14 protein-coding genes and 1 pseudogene are annotated in these 14,468 nt (G+C 58.6%); 8 read left to right on the top strand and 7 right to left on the bottom strand.

The genetic code is table 11. The features are described 5' to 3' along the window. Positions 1 to 24: 24 nt before the first annotated feature. Positions 25 to 480 (top strand): YiiD C-terminal domain-containing protein, encoded by a 456-nt coding sequence (locus M5B97_RS19900; protein ID WP_248732418.1) that lies wholly within the window; start codon positions 25 to 27, stop codon positions 478 to 480. A 119-nt stretch (positions 481 to 599) separates the two neighbouring features. Here M5B97_RS19900 and cysQ read toward each other — a convergent pair whose 3' ends face one another. Both cysQ and nudE read right to left on the bottom strand, forming a co-directional pair. After that, positions 600 to 1,436: a 3'(2'),5'-bisphosphate nucleotidase CysQ gene (cysQ, locus tag M5B97_RS19895; RefSeq protein WP_248732417.1), complete on the bottom strand. Its 837-nt coding sequence runs from the start codon at positions 1,434 to 1,436 to the stop codon at positions 600 to 602. After that, a complete protein-coding gene (gene nudE, locus M5B97_RS19890) occupies positions 1,433 to 1,999 on the bottom strand; it encodes an ADP compounds hydrolase NudE (RefSeq protein WP_248732416.1) in 567 nt (188 codons plus the stop codon). Before nudE ends, cysQ begins: the two co-directional genes overlap by 4 nt. 87 nt (positions 2,000 to 2,086) lie before the next feature. Between nudE and yrfG the strand changes: the two genes are divergently transcribed. Further along, positions 2,087 to 2,749 carry a GMP/IMP nucleotidase gene (yrfG, locus tag M5B97_RS19885; protein WP_134660379.1) on the top strand — a complete coding sequence of 221 codons (663 nt, stop codon included), beginning with the start codon at positions 2,087 to 2,089 and terminating at the stop codon, positions 2,747 to 2,749. Positions 2,750 to 2,848: 99 nt separating this feature from the next. Here the strand turns inward: yrfG and lysM are convergent, their stop codons facing one another. Beyond that, a complete protein-coding gene (gene lysM, locus M5B97_RS19880; protein ID WP_134660378.1) occupies positions 2,849 to 3,289 on the bottom strand; it encodes a peptidoglycan-binding protein LysM in 441 nt (146 codons plus the stop codon). Between the two features lie 377 nt (positions 3,290 to 3,666). Between lysM and M5B97_RS19875 the strand changes: the two genes are divergently transcribed. Together M5B97_RS19875 and M5B97_RS19870 are read left to right on the top strand one after the other, a co-directional pair. Beyond that, positions 3,667 to 6,015, top strand: a complete 2,349-nt coding sequence (locus M5B97_RS19875; RefSeq protein WP_134660377.1) for an FdhF/YdeP family oxidoreductase — start codon at positions 3,667 to 3,669, stop codon at positions 6,013 to 6,015. A gap of 200 nt (positions 6,016 to 6,215) precedes the next feature. Then, complete coding sequence (locus M5B97_RS19870; protein ID WP_123717082.1) at positions 6,216 to 6,695, top strand: glycine zipper domain-containing protein; 480 nt, start codon at positions 6,216 to 6,218, stop codon at positions 6,693 to 6,695. A gap of 40 nt (positions 6,696 to 6,735) precedes the next feature. On the opposite strand, the gene M5B97_RS19865 is transcribed toward M5B97_RS19870, so the two are convergent. The 3 genes from M5B97_RS19865 to M5B97_RS19855 form a co-directional block, all read right to left on the bottom strand. After that, a complete protein-coding gene (locus tag M5B97_RS19865; protein WP_248732415.1) occupies positions 6,736 to 7,167 on the bottom strand; it encodes a thioesterase family protein in 432 nt (143 codons plus the stop codon). 24 nt (positions 7,168 to 7,191) lie between these two features. Further along, positions 7,192 to 9,129: a RecQ family ATP-dependent DNA helicase gene (locus M5B97_RS19860; protein ID WP_248732414.1), complete on the bottom strand. Its 1,938-nt coding sequence runs from the start codon at positions 9,127 to 9,129 to the stop codon at positions 7,192 to 7,194. Positions 9,130 to 9,413: 284 nt separating this feature from the next. Continuing rightward, positions 9,414 to 10,589: a tetratricopeptide repeat protein gene (locus M5B97_RS19855; RefSeq protein WP_248732413.1), complete on the bottom strand. Its 1,176-nt coding sequence runs from the start codon at positions 10,587 to 10,589 to the stop codon at positions 9,414 to 9,416. 175 nt (positions 10,590 to 10,764) lie between these two features. Between M5B97_RS19855 and M5B97_RS19850 the strand changes: the two genes are divergently transcribed. The 4 genes and pseudogenes from M5B97_RS19850 to M5B97_RS19835 all read left to right on the top strand — a co-directional run bounded on the left by M5B97_RS19850 (position 10,765) and on the right by M5B97_RS19835 (position 12,786). Next, positions 10,765 to 10,935 (top strand): YhfG family protein, encoded by a 171-nt coding sequence (locus M5B97_RS19850; protein WP_248732412.1) that lies wholly within the window; start codon positions 10,765 to 10,767, stop codon positions 10,933 to 10,935. A 10-nt stretch (positions 10,936 to 10,945) separates the two neighbouring features. Continuing rightward, positions 10,946 to 11,234: pseudogene (locus tag M5B97_RS19845) on the top strand (hypothetical protein). 315 nt (positions 11,235 to 11,549) lie between these two features. After that, positions 11,550 to 11,906, top strand: a complete 357-nt coding sequence (locus M5B97_RS19840) for a DUF1493 family protein (RefSeq protein WP_134660372.1) — start codon at positions 11,550 to 11,552, stop codon at positions 11,904 to 11,906. A gap of 16 nt (positions 11,907 to 11,922) precedes the next feature. Further along, positions 11,923 to 12,786: a DMT family transporter gene (locus M5B97_RS19835; RefSeq protein ID WP_248732411.1), complete on the top strand. Its 864-nt coding sequence runs from the start codon at positions 11,923 to 11,925 to the stop codon at positions 12,784 to 12,786. A gap of 137 nt (positions 12,787 to 12,923) precedes the next feature. Here M5B97_RS19835 and M5B97_RS19830 read toward each other — a convergent pair whose 3' ends face one another. Then, positions 12,924 to 14,465 carry a phosphoenolpyruvate carboxykinase gene (locus M5B97_RS19830; RefSeq protein ID WP_123717077.1) on the bottom strand — a complete coding sequence of 514 codons (1,542 nt, stop codon included), beginning with the start codon at positions 14,463 to 14,465 and terminating at the stop codon, positions 12,924 to 12,926. Positions 14,466 to 14,468: the final 3 nt, after the last annotated feature.

Genomic DNA, 14,468 nt, shown 5'->3' with positions numbered 1-14,468 from the left:
CTCACCACACGCCAAGAGGCCCAAATGAACCGCGACAGCCGTCACCTGGAATCCGTGCTTCACCACGACATTCCCCTCACCCGGGAAATGGGTCTCAAGGTACTTGGCTGGGAGCATGGGCAATTAGAGCTGCATCTGCCGTTGCAGGCCAACATCAACCACAAGAGCACCATGTTCGGCGGCAGTCTCTACTGCGGCGCGGTATTGGCAGGTTGGGGTTGGCTGCACTTGAAGCTGCGCGAAGAAGGGATTGAAAACGGGCACATTGTGATCCAGGAAGGGCAAATCAGTTATCCGCTGCCGGTCACACGGGATGCGACAGTGGTGTGCCCAGCCACCGAAGAGAAGGCGTGGAAGCGCTTTCTGGCGACATACAAGCGCTACGGCCGTGCACGGCTGATGCTGCAGACATGGATTGTGAATGAGGGCAGTGCAGACCACGCGGTGGCCTTTACCGGCCAGTACGTGCTGCATCGATAAATGCAGGAAGGGCTACTCCGATGAGGGAGTGCCCATCGCGGATACGATGACCGATGCGTCGCTATCGAGAATAAACCGAACCGTCGCACCGCCCTTTCCACATAGGGATTGCCGTGGCGCTAGGATCGGGCCAGGGCCAGCAACCGTTCGCGCCAGGCAGCCTTGGCCGGCAGAGCCAGGAAGAACGGATTCAACAACGATTCCCGGGCCGGGTAAGTGAACGGCTCGCCACTCAACTCCAACACTTCACCGCCAGCGCCTTCCAATACACCTTGAGCCGCTGCGGTGTCCCACTGCGAAGTCGGTGCCAGCCGCGGGTAGCAATCGGCGCTGCCCTCGGCCAACAGGCAGAACTTCAACGAACTGCCGATATTGGCCAGTTTCAGTTCTCCCAATCTTTCACTCAAACCGTCCAACAGGCGTTCCTGCTCAGGGCTGGTATGGCGACGGCTGGCAACCACGGTAAAGGGCTCGCCCGCTGCCGGTGCCTCGCGCACCTGAATCTGCCTCGGTGCTTCATTCACATCGGAACGCCAGGCGCCCAGGCCCGCTCCACCGAAATAGCAGCGGCCGCTGGTAGGCATGGATACCACGCCAAACACCACGCGGCCCTGCTCAACCAGCGCAATGTTGACGGTGAACTCTTCACTGCCGCTGATAAATTCCTTGGTGCCATCCAACGGGTCCACCAGCCACCATCGCTGCCAGCCGGCACGCACGCTCTGGTCTATATCCGCATCTTCTTCGGACAGTACCGGAATGCTCGGATCCAGCGCGGTCAGGCCCGCCAGGATCAGGTGATGAGCGGCCAGATCCGCCGCCGTCACGGGGGAATCGTCCGCCTTGGAGGTGACCTCAACATCGGCCCGCCAGTATGGCAGGATGACTTCACCGGCCTGGCGCGCCAGCTCGATTACCGGGGCGATAAACGGATGACCCAAAAACAGTTCGCTCATGCGGTAAACGCTCCACGCTGGGTCAACAAGTCTCGGACCAGGTACAACGCCGCCAGGGCGCGGCCTTCGCTGAACTGCTCGTTCTGCGCCAATCGCGACAGCTCGCGCAGGTTGACCCGGTCAACCCGCATCGGCTCGGGCTCATCGCCCTCCAGGCGTTCTTCGTAGAGATCGGTGGCCAATACCACCTGGATTTTCTGGCTCATATAGCCAGGCGACAGCGAGAGTTCAGTGAGGTGTTCCAACTGGTGCGCGCCATAGCCGGCCTCTTCCTTGAGCTCGCGGTTTGCCGCCGCCAGCACGTCTTCGCCGGGTTCGATCAACCCTTTGGGCAAGGACAACTCATACTCATCGGTGCCGCCGCAGTACTCTTCCACCAGCAACGCGTGATCGGCGTCGATCATCGCCACAATCATCACCGCCCCGTAGCCGGTGCCGCGGCCCACCAGCCGCTCGTAGGTCCGCTCAACGCCGTTGGAAAAGCGCAATTGCACTTCCTCCACGCGGAACAAACGGCTACTGGCGACTATTTCTCGGGCGAGAACGGTGGGTTTCTGGCGCATAAGCGGCTCCTTGGCGTGATCGGGTTACTATACCGTGGCTTTTCCGATTGTCTGTGTCGGATATTTTTACTTACATGAGACCGCACCATGCCTTCTTTGCCCTGGCACGCCATCGACACCGTCCTGTTGGACATGGACGGCACCTTGCTCGACCTGCATTACGACAATCACTTCTGGCTGGAGCACCTGCCCCAGCGCTATGCCGAACTGCATGGGGTAAGCCGGGCCATGGCCGAGATGGAGTTGCAGCCTCTCTTCGAGCGTAACGCCGGACAGTTGCAATGGTATTGCCTGGATTTCTGGACCTCGGAGCTGAAGATCCCGGTGCGTGAGCTCAAGCTGGAAACCGCTCACCTGATCGCCCTGCGCCCGGATGCAGATACCTTCCTGGAGGCGGTCAAACAGGCCGGCAAGCGTGTGATCCTGATCACCAACGCTCATCGTGACTCGCTGTCATTGAAGTTGGAACGCATTGAACTGGCGCCATATTTCGAGCGGTTGATCAGTTCCCACGACTACGGCTTCGCCAAGGAAAACCCGCAGTTCTGGCACGCCCTGCACGCCGACGCCGGCTTTGACCCGGCACGCAGCCTGTTCATTGACGACACCTTGCCGATCCTGCGCAGCGCCCGGGATTTTGGGGTGAAGCACTTATTGGCGGTGAAGGAGCCGGACAGCCAGAAAGGGCCCAAGGATACCGCGGAGTTTGCCGCCGTCGGGGGCTACCGCGATCTGATTATCGGACTCTGACCCAATGTAAGAGGGGCTTGTCCCGATAACGCAAGTACCAGTCAGAGATGCTGTGACTGAACTTGCGTTATCAGGGACAAGCCCCCTCTCACATTCGTATTACTCAGGGATACGCAGCGTCTGTCCTGGGTAAATCTTGTCCGGGTGCGACAACAGAGGCTTGTTGGCCTCGAAGATCTTGTTGTACTGGTTGGCGTTACCGTACACCGCCAGGGAAATCGCACTCAGGGTGTCGCCTTTTTTCACCACGACAAAACGAGCTGCGGTAACAGCAGGCCCGGAAACCGTAATCTGGTCATCTACACTGGCCACACCGGCAATATTGCCTGCTGCCAGAATGATTTTTTCTTTCTCTTCCTGACTGGCCACTTCACCGGTAATCGTGACCTTGTCGCCGTCAACGGTGGCGTGCACGTTCGGATTACCCAGCCCGACATCCTCGATGTGCTTTTTCAAATCGTCACTGGCGCTGGCGTTACCCGGCGTCAACAGATCAATCAGCTTCTCGCCGGCTTCCTTGACAAAACTAAAAAGACTCATAGTGCGCTCTCCTTGGGATTTGGTTTCCAGATGCCCAAGACTAGACCAGTCCTACAGACTTGGGTTCCCCGTTGGCCAAAGACACAAACGCGCTAACTACGGCCGTGATTGGAATAAGCCAACGCCTGCTGCATGAAGCCGGGCCAGAGCTTTGATCGACGCCATCTATCAATACATCAATACTGGCAATTAGACGCGACTCTTTGTCGCGCCTAGGCTAAACAGTGATTAATCCATCGGTGGTATCGCGCCGCGAACGCCAGGCGGCCAGTTTGCGCGGCGCCGCTCTTGAAACGCCTGCCCGCTGCGAGCCTGAGCGACCCCTATTGCAATCTTGACCATACAACTGTCGCTAACACGGCGTTGGAGAACCAGCCATGAGCAATCATCACCAAGCCGACCAGACCCCAACCCCACGCTACAAGCCTTATAAAGGCCCGGCCGGCGGCTGGGGCGCGCTGATCAGCGTGGCACAAGCCTGGCTGACCAGCGACAACGCGCTGAAGAACCTGCGCATGATGCTCAAGACCAACCAGAACGGTGGCTTCGACTGCCCGGGCTGCGCCTGGGGCGACTCGCCGGAAAGCGGCATGGTCAAGTTTTGCGAAAACGGCGCCAAGGCCGTTAACTGGGAAGCTACCAAGCGTCGTGTCGATGCGGCTTTTTTTGCCAAGCACAGCGTCACCGCGTTGCTGGAACAGAGTGACTACTGGCTGGAGTATCAAGGCCGCCTGACCGAACCAATGCGATATGACGCCGAGACGGACCGCTACAAGCCCATCAGTTGGGAAGCCGCATTCGACCTGATCGGCAAACACCTCAACGCGCTGCCAAGCCCGGACATGGCCGAGTTCTACACCTCGGGTCGGGCCAGTAACGAAGCAGCCTACCTGTATCAGCTGTTCGTGCGCGCCTACGGCACCAATAATTTTCCGGACTGTTCGAACATGTGTCACGAGGCCAGCGGCGTGGCCCTGGCGCAGAGCGTAGGCGTGGGCAAAGGCACCGTGACCTTCGACGACTTCGAACATGCCGACGCGATTTTCGTATGGGGCCAAAACCCTGGCACCAACCACCCACGCATGCTGGAACCACTGCGCGAAGCCGTTAAGCGTGGTGCTCAGGTGGTGTGCATCAACCCGCTCAAAGAGCGCGGCCTGGAGCGCTTCCAGCATCCGCAACACCCACTGGAAATGCTGACCAACGGCGACAAGCCGACCAACACCGCCTACTTCCGCCCAGCACTGGGCGGCGACATGGCCATCCTTCGCGGCATGGCCAAGTTCTTGCTGCTGTGGGAACGCCAAGCCCTGGCTGAAGGCAAGGAAGCAGTGTTCGATCACGACTTCCTCAACGCGCACACTGCCAACGTGCTCGATTACCTGGGCCAGATCGACGACACCTCCTGGGATGACATCGTCAAGCAGTCCGGCCTGACCCTGTTGGAAATCGAGCAAGCGGCGCGCATGTACGCCACCGGCAAGAACGTGATCATGTGCTGGGCGATGGGCATCACCCAGCACCGCCACTCGGTGCCTACCATCCAGGAAATTGCCAACCTGATGCTGCTGCGCGGCAACATCGGTCGTCCTGGCGCCGGCCTGTGCCCGGTGCGCGGCCACAGTAACGTGCAGGGTGACCGCACCATGGGCATTAACGAACGCCCGCCGGTGGCCTTCCTTGACGCTCTGGAACGCCGTTTCCAGTTCCAGGTGCCGCGCACTAATGGCCATAACGTGGTCGAAGCGATTCACGCCATGCTCGAGGGCCGTTCCAAAGTGTTTATCGGCCTGGGCGGCAACTTCGCACAAGCCACCCCGGACAGCCTGCGAACCTTCGAAGCCCTGCGCAACTGCGACCTGACGGTGCAGATAAGCACCAAGCTCAACCGCAGCCACCTGATGCACGGCAAAGATGCGCTGATCTTGCCATGCCTGGGCCGTACCGATATCGACATTCAAGCCAACGGCCCGCAAGCGGTGACAGTGGAGGACTCCTTCAGCATGGTTCACGGCTCCAACGGTCAATTGCAACCGTTGTCGAAGCTGATGAAATCCGAGCCTGCGATCCTGGCCGGCATCGCCGCCGCTACCCTGGGCAGGAAACCGGTGGATTGGAACTGGCTGGTGGCTGACTACGGGCGCATTCGCGACCTGATCGCCGACACTATCCCGGGCTTCAAGGACTTCAACGAGAACATCAAGCATCCGGGCGGCTTCTACCTGGGCAACGCTGCTGGCGCGCGTCGCTGGAACACCCCGTCAGGCCGCGCCAACTTCCGTCCGAATATCCTGCCTGAAGACCTGATTCACGAACGCACCCATGCCACCGGCCGTGTGCCGGACCTGATCATGCAGTCGATGCGCTCCCACGATCAGTACAACACCACCATTTATGGCCTGGATGACCGCTACCGTGGCGTGAAAGGCCAACGTGACGTGCTGTTTGTCAACGAAGCCGACATCATCCGCCTGGGCTTCAAGCCTGGGCAGAAAGCCGACATCGTGTCGTTGTGGGAAGACGGCCGTGAGCGCCGCGTGAAGGGCTTCACCTTGCTGGCATTTGATATTCCGGCGGGGCAGGCAGCCGCTTACTATCCGGAAGTGAACCCACTGGTGCCACTGGAAAGCATCGGGGATGGCAGCCACACACCCACGTCGAAGTTCGTGGCTATTTGCCTGGAGGCGGCGAGTGACGACGGCCTGATCATGGCGCGCTCGGCGTAAGTTTCAGGCACAAAAAAGGCCGCTTTTGCATAAAAGCGGCCTTTCCCAAGTAGCTAAAGACTCGTAAAAAAGATTTAAGTTCCTTAGTTAAAACAGTAAGTTAGAGAATTGTGTACAACTCGTGCTACTGGTCGGATTTCCATTGTCACAATCTCGATACAGCCCCAAGATCGCGCCGTCATCCTCTTGAGGTCTCCCTAATGAAGTTCTCCTCGATTCTCTTGTTGTCCCTTGGCCTGGTCAGTGGCGCAGCCATGGCTGGCGGCACCACCGAAGCAGGCGTGGGCGGCGCATTGGGCGGGGTTCTAGGTTCGGTCGTTGGCCAGCAGCTAGGTGGCAACACCGGTTCGACCATTGGTGCTGCCTTGGGCGGTGCAGGTGGTAGCGCCGTCGGTGCCGACAAGCGCAGCCGCGGCGAAGCTGCCATTGGCGGCGCACTGGGCGCAGCGGGCGGCAACGTGGTTGGCCGGAGTGTCGGCGGCAGCACAGGCAGCCTGATCGGCGCAGCAGCCGGTGGCGGCGCAGGTGGCGCACTGGGCAACTACATGGGCAACAAGAGCGATAACGATGACCGCCACTATCGTGGGCGTGACAACCGTCGCTATGACCGTGATGACCATCGTGGGCGCGGTCATGCTTATGGGCATCGCAAGAACAAGCATCACTACCGTTATGATTGATAAGGCCTGAAGCCTTCGTCCTGGGTGTGGGCGTTCGCGCCTACACCACCAAACGCTGCAACGCCTCGCGCAACATGCCCGGAATAGTCACCGGCTGGTTCGACCCTCGATCCACGAACACATGTACAAAACGCCCCGCCGCACAGGCCTCCTCCTCACCCATCTTGAACACCGCCAGTTCATATTGCACTGAGCTGTTGCCCAACTTGCCCACTCGCAAGCCAACGTCAATGCGTTCGGGAAAGGCAATCGACGCGAAGTAGTCGCACGCAGAACTCACCACAAACCCCACCACTTCACCGTCATGAATATCCAACCCACCTTGTTCGATCAGGTAGGTATTCACCGCCGTGTCGAAGAAGCTGTAGTAGGTGACGTTGTTCACATGGCCGTACACATCGTTGTCGTGCCAACGCGTGATGATCGGCTGGAAGTGTGGGTAATCGGCACGTTGCGGCACTAAGTCGGGCATGGGCAAGTCTCATGAAAAGTAGGTTTACAGGTCGTTCAGATGGGCCTGAGCCCACTCGCGTACCTCGGCGTACGGGTAATCTTCCAGAGCAGCAAAGCCCGGAATGCCGCGGGCCTTCAACTTGGTGAACAACGGTACGCTGACGCCTGCGAGGAAACGTGTGAGGCGTTCCGCCTCAGGCAGTTGGCCGGTGTGCTCATGATGCCTGTGGATAAAATCACCGCACAATCCCGTAAAGTTCTTATCCACAAGCGGCGGCAGGCCTGGCGGTGGTGGAAGGTACGCAACATGGCCGTGGCACACCGAGCAATGCCCGCAGCGTCGGGGGGCGTTTTCATCACCGAAATACTGCGCCAGGCGCTGCCCCAGGCAGCGGTCCGTGGCGAACAGATCAAGCATCGCGTGAATCCGCGCGACTTCGCCTACTTCATGCGCCTTGAAGCCTGTGTATAACTCGGCGCTCAAGGCCTGTGGATCAAAGTCGGTATCCTGCAGGCTGTAGACCTCGGTCATCTGCTTGCTCTCAAGCTCAATCAGGCCTTGTTCCTGGAAGTAATCCAGTGCTTTCACCACGCGATTGCGTTCGGCATTGTGCTGCTGATACAGCGCGTCGAAATCCACCGTCGCCCAGGTTCGCGCGCGCTTGCACACCTCGATGATCGCCGCGACGAACTGTTGCCGCTCACCGGAAAACCGTGCAAGCAACGCCTCAGGCTCGATCAGGTATTTGAAACGGTATTCAGCATAAAATGCGTAGCGGGGCGCAATCACACCTCTGAGTTCCAGCTGCACCAGCAGCGTCTTGAGCGGCAATTCACGGATATTGCTGTGCTCCGACAATGACCTCAGCAGAAACTCCCATTGCCCCTCTTGCCGTGCCGCCTGCAACTCCTCCAGCACACGCAGGATGCCCTCTTGCTCCGGTGTATCACCGTAGACGAAATTCTTGAGCACATTGAGGCTGTCGCGGTTGGCCAACACCAGGCAATCGGAGGGCTCTCCATCACGCCCGGCGCGGCCGATTTCCTGGCTGTAGTTCTCGATGGATTTGGGCAGGTCGAAGTGCACCACATTGCGGATATCACTTTTGTCGATGCCCATGCCAAACGCGATGGTGGCAACGATGCAATTGGAGCGTCCGCCCATGAAGCGCTGCTGAATGCCCTCACGTTTATCGTGGGGCAAACCGGCGTGGTAGGCCTCAGCCTGGATGCCATTGCGATTCAGGTGTTCGGCAATCTGCTCGGCGGTCTTCTGCAAGGTGACATAGACGATGCTCGGCTGATCGGCTCGTTCGCTCATCCATTCGACCAAGCGCCGACGTTTGTCGTGGCCGCTCACCGGCTCCACCAATAGATTGAGGTTGGGCCGGTAGAAGCCCGTGGTGACCACGTCCTGCGGCGCAATGCTGAACTTGGCCTGCATGTCGGCAATCACCTTAGGCGTGGCCGTAGCCGTCAGCAGCAGCGCCTGTGGGATATTGAACTGACGCTGGTAGGCCGGCAGCTTCAAATAGTCCGGACGGAAGTTGTGGCCCCACTCGGAAATACAGTGTGCCTCGTCCACCACCAGCAGCGAGATCTGCACGCTTTGCAGGAAGTTGCGAAAGCGCTCGTTCTTCAGGCGCTCCACGGAAATCATCAGAATCTTCAGCTCGCCGGAACGCGCACGGGCCATCACCTCATTGGCCTCATCGCGGCTCTGGGCCGAATCGATACTGCCCGCCGAAATGCCATGGCGCTGCAAGAACCCAAGCTGGTCCTGCATCAACGCCAACAGTGGCGACACCACCAACGTCAGGTGCGGCAGCAACACCGCCGAAAGCTGATAGCACAGGGACTTGCCTGATCCTGTTGGAAAAATGGCGGCCGCAGAACGCCCGGCAAGCACGGCGCTGACCGTTTGTTCCTGCCCTGGACGGAATTGTGGATAACCAAAGACCTGTTGGAGGGTGTCGTGCATAGGCTGTCACTCCATTGACCGCTGAGTAGGCTCAAAACATAGCCCGTGAATCTCAGCGAATCGAGAAAGGTCGCAAGTGAAAAAGAGACAGGATGATACACAGGCTCAAGGATGGCCTAGGGCCGAAGAGGAATAAACCGAGGTGATAGCAGGAAAGACGCAGATCCAAATGTGGGAAAGGGCTTGCTCCCGATTGCAGTGCGTCAGTTAATGAATCCGTGACTGACGTGTCGCAATCGGGAGCAAGCCCCTCCCACATTTTCTAGTTATCTACCCGGGCTGAATCAGCGGTTCTGCACCCGCTCGATCGCCGCGTCATACACAGGGTTGGCTTTCTGCTCTTTGGCTAACTGGTAGTGACGCAAGGCATCCTGGAACTGCCCAGCAGCCTCGTAGATTCGCGCAATGTTGTAGTAGGACCCTGCGCGCACAGTTGCGGCATTAGCGCCGGTGGCCAGGGCAATAGCCTTGCGGTTGGCCCAGATCGACTCGGCGGTGTTACCGGCTTTCTGATAAGCCAGGCCCAGGTTGCCGTAGGCTTTACCGAAGCCATTGTCCAAGTCGATGGCCTGACGGAACAGGTCGATTGCCTGATCCAGATTGCCTGCCTGGTAAGCAGCTTCCCCCTGTAGGTTCAGACGCTTCGCATCGGTTTGCGCGGAAGAGCTGACGGCCACGGCGGTCACAGCAACACTGTCGTCCAGCAACGCCTTCACTTCATTAAGCACGTTCGGAGCATCAACTGTTACACCACTGAAATTGTTGATGTCCTGGAAATCGCCGCTGCCGGTCATGCGGAACACCGTCCACAGGTTACCGCTACGGTTTTTCGGTACGTAGTAGGTGCGCACCAGAGATTGGCCCATATATACGAATACCTTGGCCTCACTGTTGGACAGCTGGCGAGAGCCTGGATTGTTGCTGTTGGTGAAGTCATGCACGGCGTAGACATAACTTTCGCCGTAGTGCTTTTTCTGCAGCGTGATGGTTTCCGGGCCGTAGCTGTCGACGTCGTCCACATCCAGTTCGGCGTCGGTGCCGTTCTTGTTCTCGAAGTAGATGTTATTGCCAGGGAAAATCATGTGGGAATCGAGGTCTTCCGGGGTTTTGCCCCAGGTCAGGACTACACGCAGGCCGTCAAGATTTTCCATCACCGGGCTGATGGCATAGGTCATGCCTTTGCATGGGCACTTCACCACCAGGTTGGAGTAGCCGGGCTTCTTGATGATCAGCAGGTTGGACGCATCGTCGGCGGCTTCGCTGGTCAGCGTCACCTGGCCCTGGGCGTTGGTGCGGCCCACGACATTCTGTGCACCGTTGCGCTGCAGCAACACTTCGGCGTCGGCGATTTTCTGGTCCTTGACCACCGCACTCAGCACTTCAATCGGCAATTGCTCGGCCTGGACCGAAAACGCCACCGCACACAATGACATCGCCGAGGCGACACGAAGCAAACCCATGCTTAACTCCCTTTAAGTGGTGGGCGGAATCGCCCTACAAGATTTTGCGGTGAAACATACGCTGAATTCAGTCTGCTTGCGGATTTTTTATACAAAATGTGACGTGGGTTTTATACCGCCTGCCCGCTGAAGCATTGCGCTACAACCAAGCCTTGCGACCCAGGAGCACACTGCGATGAGCGAACTGACGTTTGCGCAAAAACAGGATCATTACCACAAGATCCGCCGCTCCAATTACCTGGCCAGCTTGCGCCTGGAAGGATTCAACGCCCAACCGGCCGAAGTCGACAAACCTCTGCCGACCCGCGAAACCGTCCTCGCCAAGTACCGCAACACCCTGCGCTGATGCTCGACAAATATGGGGGTGGGCCAGGATCCGTGCTGCTACTAATTTCACCGATACCCATCCGCTTATCATCGATACGCAAGCCAAAGCCGAAGACATCCAGTCCGCCCGCCGCCCATCAACGCATTCGCGCAGCCACCGATCTGCTTGAAACCTTTTCCTGCCTGACCTTCGAACACGCCGACCTCAAAGACATCTCCCACCTCACCAATGCCTTGTACCTGCTCGTGCAGGACGGCTGTGATCTGCTGGAAGCTGCGCAACACGTTCAACTGCAACCCGCACAACCGCAAATTTAAGCGACACCCTCTGTAGGAGCGAGCTTGCTAGCGAAATCCTCAACGATGACGCGGCAAACCAGAAGGCACGCGGCCTTCTTGAGTTTTTGGCGAGCAAGCTCACTCCTACATTGACCCGTGCTGCCTGTTGAATCACCGCCAAGCCTTCATGCCATGCGCAATGCCCTTGATATTCGGTCTTCCCGACGTCGCCATTGTCCTCAGCATTCAGCGCCTTCCTCTGCTTCTATTCTTGCTAGGCTTGGAACGCCTTCTTACCCGAAAAATTCGCCGACGACACACCTTTCCCTCACCCACTCCCGCGTGCCACTACCAATGAACCTCGCCCCCAACTTCCCCGAAGACGTCGTTATGCAGCAACTCCTGCAACTGCTGCACGAAGAAATCGGCCTGCCGGAACACAAGACCCTTCGCCTGCAAACCTCGATCAACTTTGACCTGGGTTGCGACGGCGGCGAGGCCAAACTACTGATGGAAGCACTGGAGCAGGAATTTGCGCTCGACCTGGGCGATTTCGACACTTATCGTTACTTCAACCCGCCGGTATTTGATGTATTTCTCAAACGTCGAGCCAAGGGGCGAGGCGACAAAGTGCCGCTGACCATCGGCATGCTCTACCTGGCCATCAAGACCCACAGCTGGGACACGCAGACGCTGGAAAACCTGAGCTGAAACACAAGGACCTTAGATGGACGTAATAATGGGCCTGCTGGCCGCCCTGCTCTGGGGTGGCACGGATTTTCTGGTGGGCCTCAACGCCCGAGCCGTGGGCGTTAAACGCGCGGTGTATTTCGGCCAAGCCCTGGGCTTCCTGATCATGACCCTGCTGCTGGTCATTCGCCCAAGCTTCCTGTTCAAATCCCTCGGAGCCCCGCTGAACGTCTGGTTCCTGGGCATCGCTGCCGCCCTGCTCACCGTCTCCGGCGCCCTCGCGCTGTCCAAGGCCTTCGCCCTCGGCAAAGCGGCGATTGTCGCGCCGCTCGTGACGTCCTACGGCGTGGTGACCACCTTGCTGTCCTGGGCCAACGGTGAGCACATCAGCCTGACGCAGCTGGGTTGCATCGCTTTGTGCGTGATCGGCGTGATCCTCTCCAGCGTTCACAAGGACAACGGTGTCCCTCACAACAACCCACGCCTGTCCATCGCCTACGCCATGCTCGCGGCTTTGCTGTATGGCACCAGTTTCTGGCTGCAAGGCCGCTACACACTGCCGGCGCTTGGGCCAATCACCATGCTCTGGCTCGGCTACCTGGTGGGGCTGTGCGTGTTGGTGGTGATGGTGCTGAAGATCAAGGATGGCCTGAAAATCCCACCGCTGAAAAACTGCGCGACGCTGACCGGGGCAAGTCTGATGAACCTGGGTGGATTCTCGGCGTTTTCGTGGGGGGCGATGGCGGGTTCGGTGTCGGTGGTGACGGTGATCAGTACATTATCGGGCGGGATCGCGGCGATTCTGGGGTTTGTGTTTTTCAAGGAGCGGTTGTCGGCGGTGCAGGTGTTGGGCGTAGTGCTGGTGTTGACGGGAGCCTTGGTTTTGCATGTTGCTATATGAACAGCAGCTGCGACTTTGAAAAAATAGATCTTTTCACAATGAGCCCTTCACATAGGCCAAAGAGCCACACTAAAGATATTCTTGGCTACTAAAAAAAAGCCGCCTACTAGAGGCGGCTTTTTCACAACAAGCGAATCTTACAACTTCGGACCCGCAGCCTTGATCGCATCGCTCACTTCAAACTTCTTGAAGTTCTCGATGAACAGGCCGGCCAGCGCTTTCGCCGCTTCGTCGTACGCAGCCTTGTCGGCCCACGTGTTACGCGGGTTCAACAGACCGGTTTCAACGCCCGGTACGGCTAATGGCACGTCGAGATTGATGGTGTCGAGGTGCTCGGTTTGCGCACCAATCAACGCGCCGCTCTGGATCGCTGCGATCACACCGCGAGTGGTCGGGATGTTGAAGCGTTTGCCGACGCCGTAGCCACCGCCGGTCCAGCCGGTGTTGACCAGGTAGACCTTGGAGCCGAAGCCACGGATGCGCTTGATCAGCAGTTCTGCGTATTCACCGGCCGGGCGTGGGAAGAACGGCGCGCCGAAGCAGGTGGAGAAGGTCGACTTGATGCCGCTGCCGGAACCCATTTCGGTCGAGCCCACCAGAGCGGTGTAGCCGGACAGGAAGTGGTAGGCCGCTTGCTCTTCGCTGAGGATGGACACTGGCGGCAGGACGCCGGTCAGGTCGCAGGTCAGGAAGATCACAGCGTTTGGCTCGCCGCCCAGGTTCTTCTCGGAACGCTTGGCAACGTGCTCCAGCGGATAGGCTGCGCGGCTGTTCTGGGTCAGGCTGACATCAGCGTAGTCGGCGTGCTTGGCGTCGTCGATCACGACGTTTTCGAGCACCGCGCCGTGCTTGATGGCTTTCCAGATAACCGGCTCGTTCTTCTCGGACAAGTCGATGCACTTGGCATAGCAACCGCCTTCGATGTTGAACACCACGCCTTCGCCCCAGCCGTGTTCGTCGTCACCGATCAGGTAACGGCTTTCGTCGGCGGACAGGGTGGTTTTACCAGTGCCCGACAGACCGAAGAACAGGGTCACGTCGCCTGCTTCACCGATGTTGGCGGCGCAGTGCATCGGCAGTACGTCGGAGGCCGGCAGCAGGAAGTTCTGCACCGAGAACATGGCTTTCTTCATTTCACCGGCGTAACGCATGCCGGCGATCAGCACTTTTTTCTGTGCGAAGTTGAGGATCACGCAACCGTCGGAGTTGGTGCCGTCACGCTCTGGCACGCACTCGAAGTTGGCCACGTTAAGCACCTGCCACTCTTCACGACCGGCCGGGTTGTACTGGGCCGGGTTGATGAACAGGCAACGACCAAACAGGTTCTGCCAGGCAGTCTGGGTGGTCATTTTCACAGCCAGGTAGTGCTCTTGCGCAGCACCTACGTGAACGTGGGAAACGAAATGCTCTTGCGCATTGTTGAAGGCTTCGACACGAGCCCACAGGGCATCGAACTTGTCGGCCGGGAACTTGCGGTTGATCGGGCCCCAGGCGATGGCGTCCTGGGTGGAAGGCTCTTCAACGATGAAACGATCGACTGGCGAACGGCCGGTGCGGTGACCGGTTTCTACGACCAGCGCGCCAGTATCGGCAAGCACGCCTTCACCGCGCTGCAGGGCTTCTTTGACCAGATCATCAACACTCAGATCGGTGTATACAGCGTTATTGGCTTGCGTCATGAG

The organism is Pseudomonas sp. MWU13-2517 (assembly GCF_023242545.1).
Lineage (GTDB): Bacteria > Pseudomonadota > Gammaproteobacteria > Pseudomonadales > Pseudomonadaceae > Aquipseudomonas.
This window is presented reverse-complemented; position numbering and strand designations above follow the sequence as displayed.

Coding starts and splice junctions, on each gene's coding strand:
- M5B97_RS19900 (WP_248732418.1), top strand. CDS start 25: ATGAACCGCGACAGCCGTCACCTGGAATCCGTGCTTCACCACGACATT.
- cysQ (WP_248732417.1), bottom strand. CDS start 1,436: ATGAGCGAACTGTTTTTGGGTCATCCGTTTATCGCCCCGGTAATCGAG.
- nudE (WP_248732416.1), bottom strand. CDS start 1,999: ATGCGCCAGAAACCCACCGTTCTCGCCCGAGAAATAGTCGCCAGTAGC.
- yrfG (WP_134660379.1), top strand. CDS start 2,087: ATGCCTTCTTTGCCCTGGCACGCCATCGACACCGTCCTGTTGGACATG.
- lysM (WP_134660378.1), bottom strand. CDS start 3,289: ATGAGTCTTTTTAGTTTTGTCAAGGAAGCCGGCGAGAAGCTGATTGAT.
- M5B97_RS19875 (WP_134660377.1), top strand. CDS start 3,667: ATGAGCAATCATCACCAAGCCGACCAGACCCCAACCCCACGCTACAAG.
- M5B97_RS19870 (WP_123717082.1), top strand. CDS start 6,216: ATGAAGTTCTCCTCGATTCTCTTGTTGTCCCTTGGCCTGGTCAGTGGC.
- M5B97_RS19865 (WP_248732415.1), bottom strand. CDS start 7,167: ATGCCCGACTTAGTGCCGCAACGTGCCGATTACCCACACTTCCAGCCG.
- M5B97_RS19860 (WP_248732414.1), bottom strand. CDS start 9,129: ATGCACGACACCCTCCAACAGGTCTTTGGTTATCCACAATTCCGTCCA.
- M5B97_RS19855 (WP_248732413.1), bottom strand. CDS start 10,589: ATGGGTTTGCTTCGTGTCGCCTCGGCGATGTCATTGTGTGCGGTGGCG.
- M5B97_RS19850 (WP_248732412.1), top strand. CDS start 10,765: ATGAGCGAACTGACGTTTGCGCAAAAACAGGATCATTACCACAAGATC.
- M5B97_RS19840 (WP_134660372.1), top strand. CDS start 11,550: ATGAACCTCGCCCCCAACTTCCCCGAAGACGTCGTTATGCAGCAACTC.
- M5B97_RS19835 (WP_248732411.1), top strand. CDS start 11,923: ATGGACGTAATAATGGGCCTGCTGGCCGCCCTGCTCTGGGGTGGCACG.
- M5B97_RS19830 (WP_123717077.1), bottom strand. CDS start 14,465: ATGACGCAAGCCAATAACGCTGTATACACCGATCTGAGTGTTGATGAT.